Source organism: Halomonas sp. 3F2F (genome assembly GCF_014897805.1).
Lineage (GTDB): Bacteria > Pseudomonadota > Gammaproteobacteria > Pseudomonadales > Halomonadaceae > Vreelandella.
Genome location: NZ_JABUZE010000189.1, coordinates 52256 through 75877, shown reverse-complemented (window position 1 = coordinate 75877; position 23622 = coordinate 52256). Strand labels below are relative to the sequence as shown.

The following is a 23622-nucleotide window of genomic DNA, read 5'->3' as shown; positions in this document are numbered from 1 at the left end:
AAGACTGTTTTATCGGACTCGTTTTAATCGAATCAGATTTAATGACTGCAGTGTAGGCCAGCTAGGCGAGTGAGATAAAGCGGGATACACTCACAAGATTATTGCCACTGAGCAACAATCAGAAATTAATTAAGGATAATCGTGCAGCGTTGGGACCGTATCGAGGCATTCGTCGAGGTGGTAAGACTGGGAACATTCTCAGCTGCCGCACGCCATTTAAAGGTATCGACATCGCATATTAGTCGCTTGGTGAGCCAGCTGGAAAATCAGTTGGGTGTTCAGCTTTTGTACCGCACAACACGGCAAATTCGTTTAACCGATGCTGGGGCAATCTACGTAGAACACTGCCGCCATCTTTTTGATGGCCTGCGCGATGCAGAGCAAGCGATCAGCGAGCTTCAGGCAAATCCACGTGGGCTGCTGAAACTGACCTCGGCAACAACATTCGGCGAACGCTACATCGCGCCACTGGTGAATGACTTTCAGTGCCTGCACCCGCAGCTTGAAGTGCATATGCACTTCACTAACCGCCCCGTAGAAATTATTGAAGAGGGCTACGATATTGCCATTCGTATGGGGGTACTCAAAGACTCTAGCTTGATTGCTCGGCGGCTATGCGAGCGGCAGGAGTATGTCGTGGGATCCCAGGCTTACTTCCGTCAAGCTACCCGGCCGCATACGTTATCGGAACTTAGCCAGCACCGTTGCCTGATAGGTTCGCGGCCTAACTGGTTGTTTGAAGTCAACGGTCAGCGCCGCGAAGTTAAAGTGGAAGGCTGCTGGAGCGGCAATTCCGGCCCCGCGCTGCTTGACGCCGCACTTAAAGGACTGGGGCTTGCTCAATTGCCGGATTACTACGTAGCCCCCTATCTTGCCAGTGGCGAACTGGTGTCCGTTTTGGAACCTTTCCAACACAACGATACGGCGGTATGGGCGGTATACCCTCGACACCGCCACCTATCACCTAAAATCCGTCAGCTCGTCGATTACTTGGTGGCCAATATTGACGCGACGCTGCCACCTCGCTTTACTCACTAACACTCAATGGCGTTAACAGCCAAACCACCTTTTGACGTTTCTTTGTATTTATCTTGCATATCTCGGCCAGTGTCACGCATGGTGCGAATCACTTTATCCAACGATACAAAATGATCACCATCACCATGCATCGCCATACGCGCAGCATTGATCGCCTTCACCGAGGCAATGGCGTTTCGCTCAATACACGGCACTTGAACCAACCCCGCCACAGGGTCGCAAGTTAGGCCAAGATTATGTTCTAGACCAATCTCAGCAGCGTTCTCTACCTGCTTTGGCGAGCCGCCCAGCACTTCTGCAAGCCCCGCGGCAGCCATCGCACAAGCAGAGCCGACTTCTCCCTGGCAGCCAACTTCCGCACCGGAAATAGACGCGTTCTTTTTACACAATATGCCCATCGCCCCAGCGGCCAGCAAGAAGTCCACTATGTCGTCGTCACAGGCATCTGGCTCAAATTTCAAATAGTACGCCAGCACAGCAGGCACAATACCGGCAGCACCGTTTGTCGGTGCAGTGACCATCCGTTTACCCGCGGCGTTCTCTTCATTCACCGCCAGCGCAAACAAATTGACCCAATCCATCACAGTAAAGCTCGATACAATTAAGCGTTGGTTCTGCGGCGGTGAAAGCAGCTGTTGGTGCAAACCATGGGCACGTCGCCGAACATTTAATCCACCGGGCAAGTGCCCCGTCGCTTTTAAGCCATTTTCAATGCTGGTGCGCATGGCTTGCCAAATCGTTAGCAGCTCTGTGCGAATCACCTCTTCACTGCGCCATGCTTTTTCGTTTTCAAACATGAGCTCACTGATACGCAAACCATTTGTTTGGCAGAGCGCTAACAACTCATTAGCCGTTTCAAATGGGTAAGGTAGCGCGGTTTTGTCTTCGTCTAGCCCACCCTGATCGGCGCAGGCTTGATCAACATAAAAGCCACCACCAAGGGAATAGTAAGTATTCGCCGCAATAACCGTATCGTCCTGATAAGCCGTTAACACCATAGCGTTCGGGTGAAATGGCAGGCAGTGGTCGTCCCACTCAATATCCTGGCTGCGATCAAACGATAGCGCTTGCCCATTAGGCAGCGTTAACAGAGCGCCTTCATCTAGCGCTCGTAGCCGCTCAGTCATGGTGTCAGGGTCAATTGACTCTGGCGTTTCACCCATCAAACCCATGATGACCGCACTATCAGTACCATGCCCGATGCCGGTAGAAGCTAGCGAACCGTGAAGCCTAACCACAATGCGCGTCAGCGACGGTGAGGTAACCGCTTGGCTAAAATCGCGCGCCGCACGCATCGGCCCAACCGTATGAGAGCTTGATGGGCCAATCCCAATTCTGAAGAGATCAAAAACGCTTATTGCCATTGTGTTGCCTGCCCCTCAGCGGTAGTTGTTGATTACCTAATAACCTAGTTACTTTGCAGCCTTAATCCACTATTAGTCGAGCAGCTCACATTAAGTTCGACGTGCGAGCACAGAAGTGTGGCGATATAATGAACATTCTTCTATGCATGTTTTTAAGCATCTCTCTTACAACGTCATCTCTCCGATAAGGATGTTGGTATGCCATCTTCCCCACCGCAGTGGCCACTCAGTTTTGGATATACGCTTCTGCGCGCAACGCTTTATATGCTTTTTGTCGCTGGTATCGCCCAGGGTGGATATTTTGAGGCTCTCTACCTACCCGATGTGCGCTATACCGAACTAGGCTTTACAGAGTTCGCTCAAACCCTGGTGCTGGCCAGCTGTTGTGGCTTACTCATCTACGTGCGCCAGGTACTCAAGGTATGGCCTACTGTTACGCTACTATTGCTGGCGTTTGTGGCTGCATCACTGGTACGCGAACAGGATTACTTTTTTGATTACTACGTTGCAGAAAATACTTGGAAAGTGCTGGTAGCGCTCATTGTCATCCCTAGCCTTGCCTGGGTAGTCGTGCAGCGACGCCGATTTATTGAGGAATTCTCTCATTATAGCAACACGTTCGCATTTGGGCTGTTCACTGCCGGTGTTCTCGTTACCTACATTTTTCCCGCCTTTATGGTCGCCAAGACTTCTGGCGAGCCGTCATGCAAGACACTTATATTCGCGAGTTCAAAGACGTCGCAGAGGAAGCCATTGAGCTTTTAGGCTACAGCCTGATTCTATTTGCCATGATTGAGCTTCTGCTGATTGCTCGGCGCATTTACAAAGCGCGACAAGTCGCACGCTAATCCTCTCATCTCCCGCTAGCAGCCCTTCTCTATCGCCGCCTTACGCTCTGCGTAGGCGGCATTCATTTTTTACATCTCGTTATACACAAAGCCATTTGCGACCCTGTTAGCTTCAACGTAGTGCCGTCACCCCGATTCATGGGCATTTTTGCTGAAAAACAACCTACTGACGACACAAACCTTATGACAAACTCACAAAATCGCCAAGAAACCCTAAAGCGAGGTGCATTTACTCGTTTTCTTGATAGCGTTGAGTGGCTGGGTAATCTACTCCCACATCCTGTTACTCTCTTCGCTATTTTATGTGTGCTGGTAGTAGTCGCCAGCGGCATCGCCGGTGCATTAGGGGTATCTGTTGCTGACCCTCGCCCTGCTAACGAAGGTGAATGGATAGCGGTTAATTCGCTGCTCAATGCCGAAGGTCTGCGCCGTTTAGTCACTGAAATGGTGACCAACTTCACTAGCTTTGCACCGCTAGGTACAGTACTGGTAGCCATGCTGGGGGTCGGCGTTGCTGAGCACTCAGGACTGCTTTCAGCCAGCATGCGTGCGCTGGTTCTCAATCGCTCGCCGCGCATTGTCACCTATGCAGTAGTGTTTGCCGGCATCATGTCGAACATGGCGGCTGAGCTTGGCTATGTCGTATTAATTCCTTTAGCGGCCATGATTTTCCACTCATTAGGACGTCATCCATTGGCGGGCCTAGCGGCTGCGTTCTGCGGTGTTTCTGGAGGCTACAGCGCTAACTTACTGATCGGTACTGTTGACCCACTGCTATCGGGCATCACCCAGGAAGCAGCGCGTCTTCTTGACCCCGCTTACATTGTGGGTGCAGAAGCTAACTGGTTCTTTATGTTCGCCAGTACGTTCTTTGTCACGCTTATTGGTGGCTTTGTTACCGAGCGAATCGTAGAACCCAAGCTAGGTAAATTCGATTCTGCCTATGCTGATAGCGGCATTGAAAACCAGCGCATGGAAGGGCTATCCGACTCAGAGAAGCGCGCCTTAAAAGGGACCGGACTTGCGACACTAGCATTAGCCGCTCTGGTCGCGGTCATGGTTGTGCCCGAAAGCGGCATATTGCGTAACCCCGAAACAGGGCTAATTAGCGGCTCGCCCTTTTTGCGTGGCATTGTGGTAATTGTCGCGGTGTCCTTCACCGTGTTGGGGTTTGTCTATGGCCGTCTAGCAGGCACCATGCAAAACGATCGCGATATTGTCGATGCTATGGCGAAAAGTATGAGTAGCCTCGGCCTTTATATCGTTCTGGTCTTTTTTGCGGCGCAGTTTGTAGCGCTATTTAACTGGAGCAACTTTGGCACCGTAACAGCCGTTGCCGGTGCCGATCTACTGCAATCTATGGGGCTACGCGGCCCGGGCCTATTCGCGCTGTTTATTATTATGTGTGCGTTCGTCAACCTATCACTAGGCAGCGCCTCAGCACAGTGGGCGGTAACAGCTCCCATCTTTGTACCGATGCTAATGCTGATGGGCTACGCCCCTGAAGTAATTCAGGCGGCATACCGAATCGGCGACTCAGTGACTAACTTAATTACGCCCATGATGAGCTACTTTGGCTTGATTCTTGCCGTGGCAACCCGCTACCGCAAAGATATGGGCATTGGTACGTTGGTGGCGGTTATGCTGCCCTACACGCTATTTATGCTGATTGGCTGGAGCCTGATGTTCTTTATTTGGGTATTCGTTTTTGGCCTGCCTGTCGGCCCAGGATCAGCCACGCATTACACGCTATAGCCTTTTTTGTCATATAACGCTCATGGCATAACGCAAAAAGCCCGCCGTTCATAGAACGGCGGGCTTTTTGTTCATGGTGACGACTATCAGTTCACCACTTTCTATTTACTACATACCACTTACCACAGCCTACAAATCACTCATCAAGGAACGAGCGCAGCGGCTCAGAGCGGCTGGGGTGGCGTAGCTTGCGCAGCGCCTTTGCTTCGATCTGACGAATCCGCTCGCGAGTAACGTCAAACTGCTTACCCACTTCTTCTAGCGTGTGGTCGGTATTCATATCGATACCGAAACGCATGCGTAGTACTTTCGCTTCACGAGCAGTTAAGCCGCCAAGGACGTTACGCGTTGCTTCGATCAAGCCTTCGCCGGTGGCCATATCAATCGGCAACAGCATAGTGCCGTCTTCGATAAAGTCACCTAAGTGCGAATCGTCGTCATCACCAATCGGCGTCTCCATAGAGATCGGCTCTTTGGCAATTTTTAGCACCTTGCGTACTTTGTCTTCCGGCATTTCCAGACGTTCGCCCAGCTCTTCCGGCGTTGGCTCGCGGCCCATTTCCTGCAGCATCTGACGAGAAACACGATTGAGCTTATTGATCGTCTCGATCATGTGCACCGGAATACGGATGGTGCGTGCCTGGTCAGCGATAGAACGCGTAATCGCCTGACGAATCCACCATGTGGCATAGGTCGAGAATTTGTAACCGCGGCGATATTCGAACTTATCAACCGCTTTCATCAAACCAATGTTGCCTTCTTGAATCAGATCCAAGAACTGCAGGCCACGGTTGGTGTATTTCTTAGCAATCGAAATTACCAAACGCAGGTTAGCCTCAACCATCTCTTTCTTAGCACGGCGTGCTTTCGCCTCGCCGATAGAGAGCTTGCGGTTAACTTCTTTGAGGTCGGCCACGGTGAGCTGCACCATGTCTTCTTCAAAGGCAATTTTGCGCTGCGAACGAGCAATATCGGCGCGCAGTGGCTCAAGACGGTCAGCATACTTGGGCTGCGCTTCCTGGAAGGTGTCCAACCATTTTGGATTAGACTCGTACCCAGGGAACGACTTAATGAAGGTTTTGCGCGGCACTTTAGCTTTCTTCACGCACAGCTGCATGACCGCTTTTTCTTGGGCACGCACCTGCTCAACGCTAATACGTACTTGGCCAACCAAACGCTCAAAATGCTTCGGCACCAGCTTAATCGGCGAAAACAGCTCGGCTAAACGCGATTGCTCACTTTTAAGCTCAGCGCTACCACGCCCATATTTCGCCAACGCAGCTTCAACAGCGGCATTCTGTTCACGGATTTGTTCGAAACGAGCTTTCGCTTCTTCCGGATCAGGGCCACCTTCGCTGGCCGTGCTGTCGTCGTCTTCGTCGTCACCGTCGCTGTCGAGATCATCATCATCGCTCAACTCGGCTTCCGGCTCAGGCTCGGGCACTTCGGCTTCTGCAACGCCTGGAATCCCCTCGTCGGGGTCGATAAAGCCAGAGAACAGATCAGACAAGCGACCAGGCGCTTCTTCATCCTGCGTGGCATCGTAAGCATCCAGGATAGAAGCAACAGCGCCAGGCAAATACGCCAGCGCTGACATCACTTCCCGCGTGCCCTCTTCTATCCGCTTGGCGATTTCGATCTCACCTTCGCGGGTTAGAAGTTCAACCGTACCCATCTCGCGCATGTACATGCGCACAGGGTCGGTAGTGCGACCGACGTCGCTTTCCACGGCGGCGAGTGCCGCGACGGCCTCTTCCGCAGCGGACTCGTCCGTGGAGTGATCCGACATCATCAAAGTGTCTTCATCTGGCGCTTCTTCAACGACACTAATACCCATGTCGTTAATCATGCCAATGATGTCTTCCACTTGATCCGGGTCGGCGATATCCTCGGGTAGATGGTCGTTGACCTCGGCATAGGTCAGGTAGCCCTGTTCCTTGCCGCGCGCGATCAACTCCTTCAGACGTGACTGCTGCTGCGCATTTCCAGCCATAGAAACCCTATCTCGACGAAGAAGAATGAAACACCTGGGGCGCTGAATCGATTAAACTCAACAAGCCGAACAGTATAGCGTAAATAGCAGGAATTTTTCCAGCGAAACGTATTTGCGCGGTCATTCAGGTGTGTTAGGTTGTTCGGTTAGGCCAGCGCCTGGCGACTGACCCTTTATTTGGTGCCAACGTTAGGGAAATTCAACCCTAGCGCCTCAAACTCTACTCATTCCAAACTCTACTCATTCAAAGACAAACGCCGCAAAGCCGACTTAATGTCGTTGAACAAGCTCCATCATTAAGCTTGCCAAACGTTGCCGCTGCGCTTTATCCAGCTTTTGCCCAGAACGCTCTAAATCCAGCAACGCCTGATACTCTTCCTGAGGCGATCGCTTGCGCTGAACCTCTATTAGATGTTCAACCAACCCTGTCAGCTCAGTCTCGCGGGTTCCCTTGGGAATCAGCAACTCCCGTGACGCCAACTCAGCCAAGACCTGACCTTCATGGCTCCCCTGAAAGTGCGCCAACACCACTTGCGGGCTGCGATAACGCCCGGCACGTAGCAACTCAATCAAGTCACGGCATAGCGGTGCTTCTTCACTCTCCGGCAACCAATCCAGGGAATCCGGCAGCGACGTCACTAAACCAGGCTCATGCAACAGTAGCTGCACAATACGCGCCACGGTTGAAAGCACTTGCGGGCGAGGCGACTGAGCGCGCCCCTTTTGTGCCTTTTTACCAGCAGGCTTTGCGCTGACCAGCTGCTCCTCATGATGCTCAAACGGCATCATGTCGGGCGACTCAAGCGGCTCCCAGTGCACGGCTTCCTGCGAAGGCGCTTTCTGCGCCTCTTTTTGCGCCTCTTTTTGCGCACTGGCGGCCGCGCGTTTCTCAAGTAGCGTTTTCAGTTGCGATTGTGCCAACCCACTGCGCTTAGCTAACGCCTCCAACAGTAACGATTTGAGCATGCCTTCAGGCACTTTGTTCAATGCCTCAAGCACCTGACTTGCAAACCGCTCTCGCCCTTCCACGGTATTCAAGTCACGCCCCTGCGCTGCCTGCTCAAAAAGAAACTCAGATAGCGGCATCGCACAGGTAACGCGATCTTGAAATGCGTCGCTACCTTCACGGCGCACTAGCGTATCCGGGTCATCACCTTCCGGCAGAAACAGGAAGCGCGCTTCACGACCGTCAATCATCTGCGGCAAGGCGGTTTCCAACGCACGACTGGCCGCTTGACGTCCTGCACGGTCACCGTCAAAGCAAAACACCACACGGCTGACTAAACGAAATAGTCGGCTTAGGTGGTCTTCTGTTGTAGCCGTCCCTAAGGTTGCGACAGCGTTGTTGATACCGTACTGCGCCAGCGCCACGACATCCATGTAACCTTCAACGATGACGAGCTGCTCAAGCTTGCTTGACGCTTGGCGAGCCTCATACAGTCCGTACAGCTCACGTCCTTTGTGAAAGACAGGCGTTTCTGGCGAATTCAGATACTTAGGCTGTTCATCACCCATTACCCGACCGCCAAACGCGATGGTACGCCCCCTTAAATCCCGAATGGGAAACATCACTCGATCGCGAAAGCGGTCATACGTCCGCCCCGTGTCTTCACGGTGAATTAGCAAGCCATACTCTACTTGTACAGGCTCACCAATACCTCGCGCACTCAAGTGCTGCTTCAGGGCTTCCCACCCACCAGGCGCATAGCCAATACCATAAGTACTGACAACATCTGGCGATAACCCGCGTCCTTGCAGATAACGCTGTGCTCCCTGCCCTTCCTGCATTTTTAGCCGTTCTCGATAAAAACTGGCAGCAAGTTCAAGAAGATTAACGCCCTCTTTGCGCTTTTTTTCGCGTTGCTGGGCGCGCGGATCATCGGCACCCTCACGAGGAACATCCAGCCCCAAACGACTAGCCAACTGCTCAACCGCATCGGGAAAGGGTAGTTTGTCGTATTCCATTAGAAAGCGTAGCGCATTACCGTGGGCACCACACCCAAAGCAGTGATAAAACTGTTTATCAGCGCTAACCGTAAACGATGGGGTTTTCTCTTGATGGAAAGGACATAGCCCAGAATAGTTACGCCCGGCCTTTTTAAGCTGCACACGCTCACCAACCACCTCGACCACATCAACGCGGCCTAACAGGTCATCGATAAAACGTTGTGGAATTTGGCCTGCCATGAACTGCGGGCATCCTCGCGCAAAGCGCTAGTTCGCTTGCCTAGAGTCATCAAGCAAATTGCCAGATCACCATAAACAGCGATGAAACAAAACAAAAAACAAACGGCCACCTAGTGGCGGCCGCTTGACATCCCTCTTGAGATGGCCAGCTAACTGCTCCGGCCCCCTCGGGTACGGATCAATAGAGCCGTTCGAAACGCTTTTGCTCACGCTGAATTTTCTTGGCGTGGCGTTTTACGGCAGCTGCCGCTTTGCGTTTACGCTCAGCAGTCGGCTTCTCATAGTGCTCGCGGCGGCGTACTTCAGAAAGAACACCGGCTTTTTCGCAAGAACGCTTGAAGCGACGCAGGGCGACGTCAAACGGCTCGTTATCACGTACTTTTACAGAAGGCATTAAGCACTCACCTACCTTAAGGAGTCTTGAGTTCGGATAGTACGTACACTTTTAGAATACAGTGTACGACCCAGTTTTACAGCGCACAGTAGTCTAGTCGTGGTTGGCGATCTTTGCAAATGCTTACGCGCCTTAAGCATGAGAATGCTAAACTAGGCGACTGATTAGCAGCACTGGTTTCTAACCTGCAACTTTTTAACTTACAACGAGTTCTTCAGCTATGCGCGTACTGGGCATTGAAACGTCTTGCGATGAAACGGGCGTCGCGATTTATGATACTTCGCACACTGGAGGCCGCGGCCTGCTCGCCGACGCGCTGTATAGTCAAATTGCCATGCATGCCGAGTATGGCGGCGTGGTGCCTGAACTCGCTTCTCGCGACCATACGCGCAAACTGTTGCCACTGATCGAGCAAGTATTGCACGACGCCAAGCTGACGCGTAACGAGCTAGACGGCATTGCCTACACTGCTGGCCCGGGGTTAGTCGGCGCGCTCATGGTGGGTGCCAGCACAGCGCATGGTATGGCACGTGCGTTGAACATCCCCGTACTTGGCGTACACCACATGGAAGGCCACCTGTTAGCCCCTATGCTGGAAGATGACGCTCCTGACTTCCCTTTCGTAGCCTTGCTGGTCTCTGGCGGACACACTCAACTTGTCGAAGTACAGTCTCTAGGACACTACCAGTTACTTGGGGAATCCGTTGATGATGCTGCAGGTGAGGCCTTCGACAAAGCGGCCAAAATGCTCGGGCTCCCCTACCCCGGCGGCCCTCACGTTGCTAAGCTTGCCGAACAGGGCAACCCAAAACGCTTCCGCTTCCCACGGCCAATGACCGACCGCCCTGGCCTAGACTTCAGTTTTTCGGGATTAAAAACCCACACGCTGACCGCTATTCGCCAATTAGATGCTGCTGGCGAGTTAGACACCCAGGCCAAGGCTGATGTGGCGAGGGCATTTGAAGAAGCCGTAGTGGACACCCTGGTTATCAAATGTCGCCGGGCACTGGATCAAACCGGATTGAAGCGCTTAGTGGTGGCAGGTGGCGTTAGCGCTAATCAACGCCTGCGCGAACGCCTCGCGATTGAAACACAGAAACGCAACGCGCGATCTTATTACCCTCGCGGGCGCTTTTGCACCGACAATGGCGCGATGATTGCTTATGTCGGCGCCCAACGACTGGCGGCGGGTGAGCAGGATGACAACGGCATTATGAAGGCTACGCCGCGCTGGCCGTTGGACACCTTAACGCCTACTTAACACCTATAGCTCCTACATCTATAGCCCCTGACTAGCCGCGTAGATGCGGCTCTTCTCCGCGGCGCAGGCGGCGAATATTTAACCCGTGACGGGCAAGCACCAGCAGGCTGAACCCACTCACGACCACAACATAGTCAGGTGCTAGCCACGCACAAGCCAGTGGCGCGACGAATGCACTAACGAGCGATGCTGCCGCTGCCATGCGTAGCCGCCAGGCAAGCAGCATCCAGCACACCGCACTAAGCAGCGCCACGCTGGGTACCAATATCAGCAGCACGCCAAACGCACTGGCAACCGATTTACCACCGCGAAACCTATGCCATAGTGGATAGCTGTGACCTAGCAGAACAGCAAATCCAACCGCCCCTTGCAACCAAACAGGCAACCCTAGCAATTTGGCTGCCAGCACTGCAGGCGCCCCTTTTAAGGCATCGAGTAAAAGCGTGGCGACGGCTAAACGCGGCCCGTACAGGCGCAGTACGTTCGAAAACCCAGGGTTACATGACCCCCGATATCGCGGATCAGGAACACCTGCTAGCCGGCATACGCTCAGCGCCGCTAACCAGCTTCCGCTTAAGTAACCCACCACCATCCATATCACTCCGCCCACCATCTTGACTCCTACCCAGCGTTAGATCGTACCTAGCTGTCGTTTCGCGCTATCCTCAAGTACAATCCCCCGCTTGTTGACGCTAGAGGAATAGCTGTGGATCGCATTTTGATCGAAGCGCTGGCAGTAGATACCGTCATCGGTGTGTACGACTGGGAGCGCACTATTGTTCAGTCTTTGAGCTTGGACTTATCGCTCGCAACGGATATTCGTCCCGCCGCTGCTGCAGATGATTTGAGCCTGACGCTTGATTATGCAGCCATTTGCCAGCGAATTCAGCGCTTTGCTGACGAGCACCAATTTGCTCTCGTCGAGACATTTGCCGAGCGCCTAGCTGAGTGCTTACAGCAGGAGTTTTCCATTATCTGGCTGCGCCTTACCGTACGCAAACCGGGGGCCGTTCCACAAGCCGCTAGCGTTGGTCTTGAAATCACCCGCGGCACGCTTCCATGAGCTTGGTTACTCTCAGTTTAGGCAGCAATATCGATCCGGACACTCATATCCGCCTGTGCCTAGATGCGCTCGAAGACACGTTTGGCCCCCTTCAAATATCGCGCATATTTGAAAGCGAGCCGGTAGGATTTAGCGATAATCGCAACTTTTACAACCTTGTGGTTGCCTTTGATAGCGATTGGTCGGTGGGCGAGCTTCAGGCGTGGTCTAAGCAACTCGAAATTGCCCATGGCCGCACTCCCGATATGCTCAAGTGCAGTCCTCGAGCACTGGATATTGACCTGCTCGCAGTAGGCGGTATTTGCGGCACTGTTGACGGTGTTGCCCTGCCCCGAGGGGAAATCACGCACAATGCCTTCGTTCTACAGCCGCTAGCCGAACTGCTACCCGATCAGTATCACCCTATCTATGGTTTGTCTTACGCTGCGCTATGGCAGCGCTTTGAACTGGGGAGTCAACGCTTATGGGCCATCGACTTTCATTGGCGTGGGCGCTGGGTTTCCCAGGCAGACTCTGTGCCAAAGGCGGTGTCCGCTCGCTGAGCAAAGCCTATAACCAGCCCTTAGTGCGCATCCATCAGCGCACTTGCTACTGCCTGTTGGCGGTGTTCACGTAGCGCCTTACCTAAAGCTGCACCGCGATAACCCGCTTGCAATAGCGCTTGAGGGTCAACGCTTTGTGCAGCCTGCCACGCCCGATCCAGCGGTTCGAGCGTATTCTCTGCTAAACGCTTAATAAGTTGTAACTGTGCCTTAACCTGCGCGGGCTTACGCCAACCATCCAAACGCTCCAGCCAGTGCAGAACGCGTTCGTCACTTAATGGCTCGGCTAAGATGTCCCTACTCAGCGCTACATGGCGCGCCAGCTGCGTCACCGCATTAGGTAATCGCAATCTTATCGCCAGCGCATCACGCTGAGCATCATTCAATACCGACACCAGCAACGCGTAGCGCCAGTGAGCCAGTGGAAGTGAACTGTCGATAGCCAGCTGTGCAACCGTCTCAAGCGCCATCGCCTCAAGCGCGTTTGCCAGCACAACGTCATCTGTTAGCTCAGGCCACCAAGCAGCCAGCGCTTCGCTATCGTTTAAGGCAGTGAAGTAACGGTCAGGATTTGGTTCACCCAGCGCTTTTTCGGTTTCGACCCACACTCGCTCCGCAGCAAGGTGGCTAAGCTCACCACTGCGACTTACATCTCGCATTAGTTCGAGGGTTTCAGGCGCGATGGCAAACCCTAAATGTGCATAACGGGCAAGAAAGCGTGCCGTGCGAAGTACTCGTAAGGGATCTTCACTAAATGCCGGGGACACATGGCGTAATAGGCGCTGCTCAATATCCCGCTGACCGTTAAAGGGGTCGGTCAACGCGCCATCAAAGCGCTGCGCAATCGCGTTGATGGTTAAATCACGTCTTGAAAGGTCTTCTTCTAAGGTCACATCAGGACTTGCGTGTACTTCAAAGCCGCCATAACCGTGGCCAGACTTTCTCTCAGTGCGCGCTAGCGCATACTCTTCGGCGGTATCAGGATGCAGGAATACCGGAAAATCGCGCCCCACTGGTTTAAAGCCCCGCTGCTGCATGACTTCTGGCGTGGCACCGACGACGACCCAATCATTGTCCACTACCGGCCAGCCTAACAGCGCATCGCGCACTGCCCCACCAACACGATAAACATTGAGTCCTTTGGTTTTCGCATCCACCTGAAACACGGCTACCGCCCTTTTTTCAATATCTGGTGTTTTAATGTCTCGTATTTTAATGTCTAGGCTGACGGCTAGGTACGCTGATGCGCTCACCCGATTCCAGATTGAGAGCGGTTAACGACCCACCCCACACGCAACCAGTATCCAGCGCTTCAACCTTTATCTTGGCGTTCAGGGTTTGGCCCTCTAATGCCGCCCAGTGCCCGAATAACAGTTGAAGCGCATCTGCTCTTGGGTATTGAAACCAAGGGGCGAATCCGTCAGGCGCACTTTCCAAGCCTTCTTTGGCAGCGAAGTCTAGCCGACCATTAGCGTCGATAAAGCGCATGCGGGTAAATATATTGACGAGACAGCGCAAACGGTCAATCCCTTCTAGATCCTCATGGAACCGGTCAGGTTGATTACCAAATAGCTGCGTTAAAAAATCACCCGAACGCTCACTAAGCAAGGTCGTCTGCACTTCTTGACTAAACGATACCGCTTGCTCGGCGCACCACGTTGGTAATACACCGGCATGGGTCATCAGCGTATTGTTTTCATAAACTGCTAATGGCTGGCTTTGCAGCCAATCCAGCACCTGTTCGCGCTGTGGGGCCGCAAGAATATCGCTGAGGGTATCGTTTTTTTTCAGTTTGCCGCCGCCACGAGCCACCACCAACAAATGAAAATCGTGGTTACCCAGCACGCATCGAGCGGCACTACCTAACGCCTGCACTTCCTGCAAGCAAGCCAGCGAGCCAGGGCCACGATTGACCAAGTCGCCAACCAGCCAGAGTGTATCGTTTGCTGCATTGAAGCTTAGCTTTTCTAGCAAACTGACAAACTCGGCATGACAGCCGTGCAGATCACCAATGGCATAGGTGCTCATCGCTCCCCCTTTTTGAGAATGGTCAGTGAAGCTGACGCGGCACCGCTAGCCTAAAAGGGGCAATGGGCACTTCAAAAGCTCGCTGGGTGTAGGTGTTAAGCAGCGTGTAAGCGCCTTCCATAACGCCTACCGGCGTTTGCAGAATGGCTCGACTGGTGTAGCGAAAACGCTGCCCCGGGCCAATTAATGGCTGCTGGCCCACCACCCCTTTGCCACGCACCTCTTGGCTATCACCGTTACCTTGGGTAATTTTCCAGTAGCGCGCCATGAGCTGCACGCTATGAGGGCTTTGGTTATGCACCGTCACGGTGTAACTAAACACGAAGCGCGACTCACGGTCATCTGACTCGGCTGCACGGTACTCAGGCGCGACGCTAACCTCAATGGCTAGGGCACTCACGCGTCGGTACTCCCATTACCACCAAGCGCTTCGTCAGTAGCCACTTGGTTGGCAATAGTGACGTACTCTGCAACCGTCAAAGTTTGAGGACGCCGTGCTGGGTCAATGCCTAGTGCTTCTAATGTTTCTACGCTTACCCTGCCTTTCAGGTTATTGCGCAGTGTTTTGCGTCGCTGACCAAACGCCAGCTTGACCAATTCAAACAGCAGTGCTGGGTCATCTGCTGTTTGGGGCAAGCTTTCGTGAGGCGTTAGCCTCACAATGGCGGAGTCAACTTTCGGCCTGGGAACAAAGGCTTCCGGCGGCACGACAAACAGCTGATCAACGTGGCAGTAATATTGCGCCATCACCGACAGGCGCCCCCAATCAGTGCTACCTGGTTCAGCGGCCAAACGCTCAACAACTTCTTTTTGCAGCATAAAGTGCATATCGGCAATCGCATTGCCCATGGTTAAGAGATGCACTATCAATGGCGTCGAGATGTTGTAAGGCAGGTTACCGACGACTCGCAGCGCAGGGCCATCCCCTCTTAGCGCGGCGAAATCAAACTTTAGTGCGTCACCCTCATGGATAACAAAGTCAGGGTAGTTAAAAAACTGCACCCTTAAGCCCGGAATCAGGTCACGGTCTAATTCAATGACTTCAAGCTTTCCTGCCGCCTCTAGCAACGGAGCAGTGAGCGCGCCTTGCCCAGGGCCAATTTCGACGAGTCGGTCGCTTTCGCGAGGCCCAATGGCACGGACAATACGCGAAATGATGCCGAGGTCACGCAGAAAGTTTTGACCAAAGCGTTTACGAGCGCGGTGCTGCTGAGGCACTTGAGACATCTAACAGTGTTCCTTGGAGGGTTGATTCATAAAGCATTTAAGCCATTGGCGCGCTGTGCGGAAAGTCGCTTTGCTAGCGCGAGAGCTACGCCTAAGCTATTGGGGTCGGCAGTACCGCGACCGGCTAAACTGAGCGCGGTACCGTGGTCTACCGAAGTACGCACCAGCGGCAAGCCAAGTGTAATATTCGCCGCCTGACCAAAGCCTGCGTATTTTAACACTGCCAACCCCTGGTCATGATACATCGCCAGCACCGCATCAACGCCCGCTAAATGGCGCGGCGTGAAAAGCGTATCAGCTGGCAGCGGGCCTTGAACATCAAGGCCTTCAGCGCGCAGCGCTTTCAGCGCGGGGATAATAACATCGAGTTCTTCGCGCCCTAAATGGCCATCTTCTCCGGCATGGGGGTTTAATCCACACACCGCAATGCGCGGAGCGGCAATCCCAAACTGGTTTTTCAGATCAGTCGCAAGCAAACGGCTAATACGGGTAATTTTGTCGTAGGTAACCGCATCCGCCACGTCACGCAGCGGTAGGTGTGTGGTGACAAGTGCGACGCGTAGGTCACTGCTACCCTGCCAACGGCTCGACTGAGCATGCAGTGCTTGGTCGGTAGCCAACAACATCACGACCTCATCAACCCCACAGGCATCGCGCAGCCATTCGGTGTGGCCAGTGAAGTTAGCAAAGCCGCCTTCGATAATCACCCCTTTATGCAGCGGCGCAGTGACCATGGCCGCTGCATGCCCCTGTAGACAGGCGTCGACAGCGATTTGCAACGTCTCTAGCACATAGCCTGCATTAGCAGGATTGAGCACGCCGGGGAGCGCTGATTCGCGAAGGGTCGCGGGCCACACAACCAAACGCCCTGGCGAGGAAGTCACACTGCTTCCAGGGGCTGCTTCTATCACATCAAGAGGAAGCCCCAGCAGCGACGCACGCTGTTTCAGCAGCTGCGTATCGCCAATAGCCACCGTGTTATTCAATTGACCATTGGCGGCCAGCATCAGTGTGATTTCTGGCCCGATGCCCGCTGGCTCTCCGGTGGTTATCAGCAGTGGCGCGCTATTGCTCATTAGATTGGCTCATTAAAGGCGAATATCGACAAAAGCCTGTTCACGCATTTCACGCTGCCACGACTGTAGCTCTTCGTTAGCACGACGCTGGAAAATGGCCTGACGAACCTGCTCACGGCGACTTTCATCCGTCACATCCTGACGGCGACGCTCTAGCACTTCAATGACGTGGTAGCCAAACTGAGAGCGCACTGGCTCAGAGAGCTGGTTAGTACTTAGCGACCCCATCGCTTCTTCAAAAGCTGGCACCGTTTGCCCTGGACGCACCCAACCAAGCTCGCCGCCGTTCATGGCACTACCACGGTCGTCGCTAAACTCACGAGCGACGGACGCAAAGTCTGCCCCCTGCTGTAAACGCTGGCGAGCCTGCTCAGCGCGGGCACGAGCCTGGTCTTCATTGCGTGTTGGCGTTAATTCTACCAACACGTGGCGGGCACGTATCTCTTCAATGAACGCTTGCCCCTGCTGAGATGGCTGCTGGCTCAAGAAGCGTTCAACGTCACGCTCAGTCACGGTGACACGTTGACTAATTTGGCGCTGCTGCACTTGGCGCATCAGCATTTCGCGGCGTATTTCTTCACGTACGCCACCCAGGGTCATGCCGTCTGCCTCCACGGCATCGGCAAACTGTTCTAGCGTCATGCCGTTAGACTCAGCAATGGAGCGCAACTGACGATTTAGCTCCGTGTCATCCACGCTAAGGTTGGCTTGGCGGGCCATTTGCAGCTGGATTTCATCCATCACCATGCGCTCTAGTACCTGCTGAGCCAGTTGGCTACGGGGCGGTAAGTTACCGTCCTGGGTTTGCGCCTGCTGCTCTACCTGGGCAATGCGGTCATCAAGCTCACTGCGCATGATGACGCCGTCATTAACGACAGCCACAACGCTATCCAGCATTTGCCGCTGGGTTGATTCGAAATTTTGGGCGTAAACCGACAGCGGCACAAGCGCAGCACTCGTTCCAAGGCAGAGCGCCATCATGCCGCCCGCAGAAAGCAGTTTTGCCCGCTTTTTCAAGCCATCGGTCAGCAGGGTCTTTCTGGTAGTCATAAAGAATCTCTTTCAGTCAGTCGCCATTTAACAAAATCGTTACAGCGGCGTTGGGCGGTAGCCGGGAATGGCCTGTTCAAAGTAGCCGTCAGCCTGTTGACCAACGCCACCCAGGCCACGGAATACAAAGCGTAAAAATAGCCCGCGATCATTAAAGTCATCACCCACAGGGGCGGTGTCGTTATCGTCTACCCACTCACGCCATACTAGCTGTAAGCCGTAGCAGCAGTCGTTCCATTGAACGCCTGCCAGCCGCTCAAGCGCGCGGTCATTGGTTTGATCGTGCAGATAGCGACCAATCAAATCAATCCTCGGGCTGGCTTTCCAAGCAAGTGACAGATCCCACTCTTCCCGGCTGTAATCTCTAAATCCGTCATCACCGGGTACGACGCCTGGATCGAAACCTTCGATCTCCCAACGGTAACCAAGGTTCACTACGTGGCCAGCGGGATGGCGATAACGCGCATCAACGCTAGAGCGTTCGGTCTGTTCACGCTGGTCGTCGTATAACCATTCATACCCCGTACTCCACCGATCATTAATCTGCCAATCGAGGCGCGTCACCAGCGGAGAGCGATCGCGAGTAGCTTGATAGCGACTAAGCGGATTCACACTGGGATCATCCTCTGGACGAGCAGGCAATGTGTCTGGGTCGCCCTCACTATCGATGCGACGCTCGGATAAATAAACACTTTGCCCAACCCCAAAAGTTAATCGATCCCGTCCGGTGGCGTCTTCAATAAAGCGAGATTGTACGCCAAGCGACACGCGATTGAGATCACCTAAACGATCTGCGCCAGAGAAACGATGAGGAGACCATAGCTGATCCCACGAGAACGCTCGCTCGCGGCTGTCAAAATCAGGCAGTTGTGTTTGATTAGTACGTGGAACGTATGCGTAGTTCAAACGTGGCTCAAGGGTTTGGCGATAGTCTCGTCCGCTCAGTTCTAATTCACGCTCAAACACCAGGCCACTATCTATCGATGTGACCGCCGCACTACGGCTGGGAGACGTACCTCGATCAGTGACGCGATCGCCATAATCCAACTCATAAGCGGTATGCCATAACTCGGTACGCGGCTCGATATAGCCCCAGGGTTGCTCAAAACGCCAACCGATAGCCGGCGTGAGATGCAGGCGCGTGCCGATGGCGGCTTCGCGCTCAGGCACCTGTCGCTCGTCTACATCACGCCAGAAATAGGTCGCGTTAGAGTGCCATTGTGTATAGAGACCGCCACCTAACTGCCAGTCAGAGTTCGCTGTCAAACTTGGCAGACGATAAAATGGCTTATCGGAATCACTCAGCGGATCTTCCAACCGCTGGAAGCCTTGGGCCCGGGCATCTAACTGCCAACGCTCACCGCGGTAATCTACCTGAGCGAGCCGCTCCATACTAACGCGCTCACTATTGCCAAACTCACCACCAAAATCATCGAAATAGCGCCCATCGCTAGCGGCACCATAGCGCAATTGGTAATCACTGCGTGGCGCCAGCGTTCCTGCATGCTGTGCATCAATATACCAGCGATCATTGCCTTCGAAGCGGTTATCACCATTTTCGCTGCCGTCATCACTATTGATATATCCGCCTTCTACCGTCCCTCGGCTCTCTTCAAGCAGGTAGCGGTACTCACCATTGAGCAGCAGCCCACGGTCAGACATCCAGCGCGGTGTAATGGTGGCATCTTGATTTGGCGCTATGTTCCAGTAAAAGGGCTGCGCATAGTCAAACCCCTCATTGGAAAAGCTAATAGAAGGTGACAGCAATCCTGTATGACGGCGGTCATCAATGGGGAAACGTAGCCAAGGCCAGTAAAAAATCGGTACGTCTTTTACTTCTAAACGTGCGTGTCGTGCGGTACCAAACCCTTTTGCTTGATCCAACTTTATATCGCTACTAACGAGTTGCCAGCTATTGGCACCTGGATCACACGTCGTAAATGAAGCATTGTGCAGACGATATTGCTCTTCACCGGTTTGCTCTAATTGACTGGCCTGACCGCGTAAATGCTGTTCGTAAAGCACATAGTGGCTGTTGCGTAACGAGGCTCGGTCATCGTTGAGCATTAACGTGGCTTGCTCGCCGCGCACCAACGCCTGACCATTTCGTATGGCGAGATTGCCTTCTGCATCTACGCGTTGGCGGTCGGCGGGTAAATACATCTGCGCCGCCTGCAACTCTGTGTTTCCACGACGCAGTACAACATCACCGCGCAACAACGCTTCACCATCTGCGGCGTAATCGGCTTCCTGAGTCTCCACCGACAACATTTCAGGGTTATCCACCGCTGGCAAGCGGTAGTCAGGCATCACATATCGCCCTCGACACAGCTGATGCGGTGCTTCATCTTGGCTCCAGGCCTGCCAATCAAGCGCCTCGGCAGGCAGCGTCTGGCCTTGTGCCACCGCTGAAAATGAGGCGCCAGCGAGCAAACTGCCCAACAGCGTGTGCGCAACCGGTACGGTACGCGAGATTCGCTTGCCCATGTTCGTTATCCTTGGCATCCAGAATCGGTATTATACAGCCCGCATGATGCCCGACCAGCAAGGAGCTTGCATGTCCTCTTCTAGGATTGACGCCCTCACCCAGTGGGCGGCTGAACAAAATGGCCTAAATAGCGCCGCTATCCGCCTCTCTCCAGCGGGCGGTGACGCCAGTTTCCGGCGATATTTCCGGCTGACACTGCCCTGCGGCGGTACTCGCATAGTAATGGATGCCCCCCCTGACCAGGAAGACTCAACACCGTTCGTCGCTATAGGAAAGCGCTGGTACGCGGCAAAACTGCCCGTTCCGCATATTTACGCCGCCGATCTCGACGCAGGCTTTTTGTTGCTGGATGACCTTGGGGATACCCCATTACAGGCCCTATTCACTGATGACGCGCGCATTCAGCAAAGTCATTTCGATGCACTGTCGTTACTGGCCAAGTTACAAAACCGCGCCAACCCTGCCGCGCTGCCGCCTTATGATGCGACGCTGCTGAACCGAGAGCTCGACCTTTTTCCTGAGTGGTGTTTAAACAATTGGCTGTCGTTATCAACGCCAGCCAGTTGGGATGCGCTGCGTGGCCACCTCGTTGAGCAAGCCCTCGATCAACCCGTCGTCAGCGTACACCGCGATTACGATGCGATGAATATCATGGTGCACGACCAGCAGCTTTACATGATTGACTTTCAAGACGCGGTGGCAGGGCCAATCAGTTACGACGTTATTTCCTTACTGCGCGGTCGCTACTGCCGCTTTTCTCCGGCGCAGTTTATGCAGTTTGTCGACTCGTTCTATCACCAAGCGCGTCAAGATGGGCGTCTCTCTCGCCATGTCAGTAATGATGAATTTCTTATCCAATGCCAAGCCATGGCCGCTCAACGCTGCCTAAAAGTGCTGGGAATTTTTTGCCGCTTAACGCTTCGTGATGCCAAACAAGGCTATTTATCACGCCTGCCGCATTTTTTAGCGCACTTAGAAGATAGCCTAACCGCGCTGCCCCAGCACAGCGAGTTTGCTGAATGGGTAAGTGACACACTGCGCCCCGCCATTGCCCTACGTTTAGCGGAAAGCACTTTATGAAAGCGATGATTTTAGCCGCGGGACTTGGCAAACGGATGCGGCCGCTTACCGACCACTGCCCAAAACCACTGCTACCAGTAGGCGATAAGCCACTTATTGTGCACCATCTCGAACGGCTCAAGCGTGCAGGCATTGATGAGGTGGTTATCAACGTGAGCTATCGCGCAGAGCAGATCATGGCAGCGCTTGGTGATGGAAACGACTACCAATTACGGATTCTTTGGAGCCATGAAGAGACGCCCTTAGAAACCGGCGGAGGCATTCAAAAGGCACTCCCCCTGCTTGGCGATGCCCCGTTTCTGCTGGTCAATGGGGATGTCTGGTGCGATTACATTCCCTCAGAATCACTGCTACAGGGAAGTGACGTCGCCCATCTTGTGCTAGTAGATAACCCTTCCCACCACCCTAGCGGTGATTTTTCCCTTATCAACGGGCGCGTTGGCGTGGAAGGCCATCAGCGTCTCACCTTTGCCGGCATTAGCCTGCTACACCCGGACCTTCTTGCCGATCAGGCGCCTGGAGCGTTTGCCCTAGCACCACTGCTTAAGCAGGCAATGGCAGACAAGCGCGTTAGCGGTGAACACTTTTCAGGCCACTGGGTCGATGTGGGCACTCCAGAGCGCCTTGAGGTTCTTGAACACCACCTATTGGCGCAACAGATCAGCAAGCGATGAAAAAGTGCGTCTATCGCTAGAAATGTTATGCTTCGCAACTACCTATAGGTGCCTAGATGAGGAGAGCGACGTGAAAGCACGGGTAAAATGGACAGATGGTCGCCAATTTGTAGCAGAGTCCGGTAGTGGGCATAGCGTCGTTATCGACGGCCCTCCTGACCACGGCGGCCGCAACACCGGCCCTCGCCCAATGGAAATGCTGCTGATGGGCATGGGTAGCTGCACCGCCTTTGACATTTTGAATATTCTGGATAAAGCCCGCGCTGATGTCACCGACTGCATCGCGGAGCTTGACGCAGAGCGCGCTGATGAAGTGCCCTCCGTGTTTACCAAAATCCACGTACACTTTGTGGTGACTGGCCGCAACTTAAAAGAGAAGCAGGTACAGCGAGCGGTTGAGCTCTCTGCAGAGAAGTACTGCAGCGCATCTATTATGCTGACACAAGGCGGCGTTGAGATTACCCACTCTTTTGAGATTGTCGACGCTTGAACGACTCGGAGCGCCATCTTCCCTGTTTATTAAAAAAAATAGCGCGGCTGGATGCATACCATGCGCTTGGCGGGCATAATACGCTCGCTTGTTTTTACCCCTACTGCGTAGCAAACAGCCGCTTTGCAGAAAGCGACTACAGCATCACGGTGACAAGTTACTATCGGTTCCGGCGCTGGCTCGTCGGGGTGTCTTCATCTGCCATAGGGAGGTTCGGACGTGTCAGATAATCTCCGACTCCACGGGTTTAATAACCTGACTAGCTCGTTGAGCTTTAACATTTACGACATCTGTTACGCCAAAACCGAAGAGCAGCGTGCGGCTTACATTGATTATATCGATGAGCTTTACAACGCCGAACGTTTGACGCAGATTCTAAAAGACGTCACCAATATTATTGGCGCTCATGTGCTCAATATTGCTCGTCAAGACTATGAGCCCCATGGGGCCAGCGTTACGATTCTGATTGCTGAACACGAGCTGGATGAAGCAAACCCAGAGCAAACTGAACCAGGCCCTGGACCGCTACCTGAAACAGTCGTGGCGCATCTTGATAAAAGCCACGTGACAGTACACAGCTATCCTGAGTCGCATCCTGACAACGGTATCAGCACCTTTCGATTGGATATTGATGTGTCTACCTGTGGCCACATCAGCCCATTGAAAGCACTGAACTACCTAATTCACAGCTTCGACTCTGACATTGTCACCATGGATTATCGGGTTCGTGGCTTTACCCGCGATGTCGATGGTAAAAAGCTGTTTATTGATCACGACATTACCTCGATCCAGGATTACTTGGCAGAAGATACCAAGCACGCCTATCAAATGATCGATGTGAATGTTTATCAAGAAAACATGTTCCACACCAAAATGCTGCTGAAAGACTTCGAACTTGATAACTATCTGTTCGGCACATCGCGCCGCGACATTACCTTCGAAGAAGCACGGGACATTGAAAGCCGTCTGCGCAAAGAGATGTTAGAGATTTTCTACTCTCGAAATCTGGACTAACATCTGCTTTCAAAGTTAACGAAAAGCCGTTTTGCTACTAAGCAGAACGG

Annotated in this window: 21 protein-coding genes and 1 pseudogene; 10 read left to right on the top strand and 12 right to left on the bottom strand. The window is 53.5% G+C overall.

Annotation, left to right across the window (positions count from 1 at the left end; all coding sequences use genetic code 11):
* Positions 1 to 141: 141 nt before the first annotated feature.
* A complete protein-coding gene (locus INT21_RS19735) occupies positions 142 to 1038 on the top strand; it encodes a LysR family transcriptional regulator (protein WP_193085608.1) in 897 nt (298 codons plus the stop codon).
* Here the strand turns inward: INT21_RS19735 and INT21_RS19730 are convergent.
* Complete coding sequence (locus INT21_RS19730; protein WP_193085607.1) at positions 1035 to 2402, bottom strand: L-serine ammonia-lyase; 1368 nt, start codon at positions 2400 to 2402, stop codon at positions 1035 to 1037. The genes INT21_RS19735 and INT21_RS19730 overlap by 4 nt on opposite strands.
* A gap of 198 nt (positions 2403 to 2600) precedes the next feature.
* Here INT21_RS19730 and INT21_RS19725 point away from each other — a divergent pair.
* Both INT21_RS19725 and INT21_RS19720 read left to right on the top strand, forming a co-directional pair.
* Positions 2601 to 3250: pseudogene (locus INT21_RS19725) on the top strand (hypothetical protein).
* Between the two features lie 183 nt (positions 3251 to 3433).
* The gene (locus tag INT21_RS19720; protein ID WP_193085606.1) at positions 3434 to 5005 is read left to right on the top strand and encodes an AbgT family transporter; all 1572 of its coding nucleotides are present in this window, start codon (positions 3434 to 3436) and stop codon (positions 5003 to 5005) included.
* A 136-nt stretch (positions 5006 to 5141) separates the two neighbouring features.
* On the opposite strand, the gene rpoD is transcribed toward INT21_RS19720, so the two are convergent.
* From rpoD to rpsU, 3 genes are all read right to left on the bottom strand, one after another.
* Entirely contained in the window at positions 5142 to 6998 is a 1857-nt protein-coding gene (gene rpoD, locus INT21_RS19715) for an RNA polymerase sigma factor RpoD (protein ID WP_038477590.1), read from the bottom strand.
* Positions 6999 to 7268: 270 nt separating this feature from the next.
* Positions 7269 to 9185 (bottom strand): DNA primase, encoded by a 1917-nt coding sequence (gene dnaG, locus INT21_RS19710; RefSeq protein ID WP_193068741.1) that lies wholly within the window; start codon positions 9183 to 9185, stop codon positions 7269 to 7271.
* Between the two features lie 178 nt (positions 9186 to 9363).
* On the bottom strand, positions 9364 to 9579 hold the full coding sequence (rpsU, locus tag INT21_RS19705; RefSeq protein WP_007113641.1) for a 30S ribosomal protein S21: 216 nt from the start codon (positions 9577 to 9579) through the stop codon (positions 9364 to 9366).
* A gap of 220 nt (positions 9580 to 9799) precedes the next feature.
* Between rpsU and tsaD the strand changes: the two genes are divergently transcribed.
* Positions 9800 to 10840: a tRNA (adenosine(37)-N6)-threonylcarbamoyltransferase complex transferase subunit TsaD gene (gene tsaD, locus INT21_RS19700; RefSeq protein ID WP_193068740.1), complete on the top strand. Its 1041-nt coding sequence runs from the start codon at positions 9800 to 9802 to the stop codon at positions 10838 to 10840.
* Between the two features lie 31 nt (positions 10841 to 10871).
* Here tsaD and plsY read toward each other — a convergent pair whose 3' ends face one another.
* Positions 10872 to 11441: a glycerol-3-phosphate 1-O-acyltransferase PlsY gene (gene plsY, locus INT21_RS19695; protein WP_089040937.1), complete on the bottom strand. Its 570-nt coding sequence runs from the start codon at positions 11439 to 11441 to the stop codon at positions 10872 to 10874.
* Positions 11442 to 11546: 105 nt separating this feature from the next.
* Here plsY and folB point away from each other — a divergent pair, with 105 nt between their 5' ends.
* Both folB and folK read left to right on the top strand, forming a co-directional pair.
* The gene (gene folB, locus INT21_RS19690; protein ID WP_095603986.1) at positions 11547 to 11903 is read left to right on the top strand and encodes a dihydroneopterin aldolase; all 357 of its coding nucleotides are present in this window, start codon (positions 11547 to 11549) and stop codon (positions 11901 to 11903) included.
* Positions 11900 to 12445: a 2-amino-4-hydroxy-6-hydroxymethyldihydropteridine diphosphokinase gene (gene folK, locus INT21_RS19685; protein ID WP_089039619.1), complete on the top strand. Its 546-nt coding sequence runs from the start codon at positions 11900 to 11902 to the stop codon at positions 12443 to 12445. Before folB ends, folK begins: the two co-directional genes overlap by 4 nt.
* Before the next feature lie 20 nt (positions 12446 to 12465).
* Here folK and INT21_RS19680 read toward each other — a convergent pair whose 3' ends face one another.
* Genes INT21_RS19680 through INT21_RS19650 form a run of 7 tightly spaced genes read right to left on the bottom strand, consistent with a single transcriptional unit; the run spans position 12466 to position 20313 of the window.
* The gene (locus INT21_RS19680; RefSeq protein WP_193085621.1) at positions 12466 to 13611 is read right to left on the bottom strand and encodes a polynucleotide adenylyltransferase; all 1146 of its coding nucleotides are present in this window, start codon (positions 13609 to 13611) and stop codon (positions 12466 to 12468) included.
* A 46-nt stretch (positions 13612 to 13657) separates the two neighbouring features.
* Complete coding sequence (locus tag INT21_RS19675) at positions 13658 to 14473, bottom strand: symmetrical bis(5'-nucleosyl)-tetraphosphatase (RefSeq protein ID WP_193085605.1); 816 nt, start codon at positions 14471 to 14473, stop codon at positions 13658 to 13660.
* A gap of 22 nt (positions 14474 to 14495) precedes the next feature.
* A complete protein-coding gene (gene apaG / locus INT21_RS19670; RefSeq protein WP_089039622.1) occupies positions 14496 to 14873 on the bottom strand; it encodes a Co2+/Mg2+ efflux protein ApaG in 378 nt (125 codons plus the stop codon).
* Positions 14870 to 15700 (bottom strand): 16S rRNA (adenine(1518)-N(6)/adenine(1519)-N(6))-dimethyltransferase RsmA, encoded by an 831-nt coding sequence (gene rsmA / locus INT21_RS19665; RefSeq protein WP_193068737.1) that lies wholly within the window; start codon positions 15698 to 15700, stop codon positions 14870 to 14872. The genes apaG and rsmA overlap by 4 nt, the downstream gene beginning before the upstream one ends.
* A 26-nt stretch (positions 15701 to 15726) precedes the next feature.
* Complete coding sequence (gene pdxA / locus INT21_RS19660) at positions 15727 to 16776, bottom strand: 4-hydroxythreonine-4-phosphate dehydrogenase PdxA (RefSeq protein ID WP_193068736.1); 1050 nt, start codon at positions 16774 to 16776, stop codon at positions 15727 to 15729.
* 12 nt (positions 16777 to 16788) lie between these two features.
* Positions 16789 to 17826 (bottom strand): peptidylprolyl isomerase, encoded by a 1038-nt coding sequence (locus INT21_RS19655; protein ID WP_193068735.1) that lies wholly within the window; start codon positions 17824 to 17826, stop codon positions 16789 to 16791.
* 39 nt (positions 17827 to 17865) lie between these two features.
* Positions 17866 to 20313, bottom strand: coding sequence for an LPS-assembly protein LptD (locus INT21_RS19650; RefSeq protein WP_089039626.1), 2448 nt, complete (start codon positions 20311 to 20313; stop codon positions 17866 to 17868).
* A gap of 70 nt (positions 20314 to 20383) precedes the next feature.
* Between INT21_RS19650 and INT21_RS19645 the strand changes: the two genes are divergently transcribed.
* The 4 genes from INT21_RS19645 (at position 20384) to speD (ending at position 23572) form a co-directional block, all read left to right on the top strand.
* Entirely contained in the window at positions 20384 to 21394 is a 1011-nt protein-coding gene (locus tag INT21_RS19645; RefSeq protein ID WP_193068734.1) for an aminoglycoside phosphotransferase family protein, read from the top strand.
* Complete coding sequence (gene murU, locus INT21_RS19640) at positions 21391 to 22068, top strand: N-acetylmuramate alpha-1-phosphate uridylyltransferase MurU (RefSeq protein WP_193061754.1); 678 nt, start codon at positions 21391 to 21393, stop codon at positions 22066 to 22068. Before INT21_RS19645 ends, murU begins: the two co-directional genes overlap by 4 nt.
* Positions 22069 to 22138: 70 nt before the next feature.
* The gene (locus INT21_RS19635) at positions 22139 to 22558 is read left to right on the top strand and encodes an OsmC family protein (RefSeq protein WP_038477634.1); all 420 of its coding nucleotides are present in this window, start codon (positions 22139 to 22141) and stop codon (positions 22556 to 22558) included.
* Positions 22559 to 22777: 219 nt separating this feature from the next.
* Entirely contained in the window at positions 22778 to 23572 is a 795-nt protein-coding gene (gene speD, locus INT21_RS19630; protein ID WP_030073826.1) for an adenosylmethionine decarboxylase, read from the top strand.
* Positions 23573 to 23622: the final 50 nt, after the last annotated feature.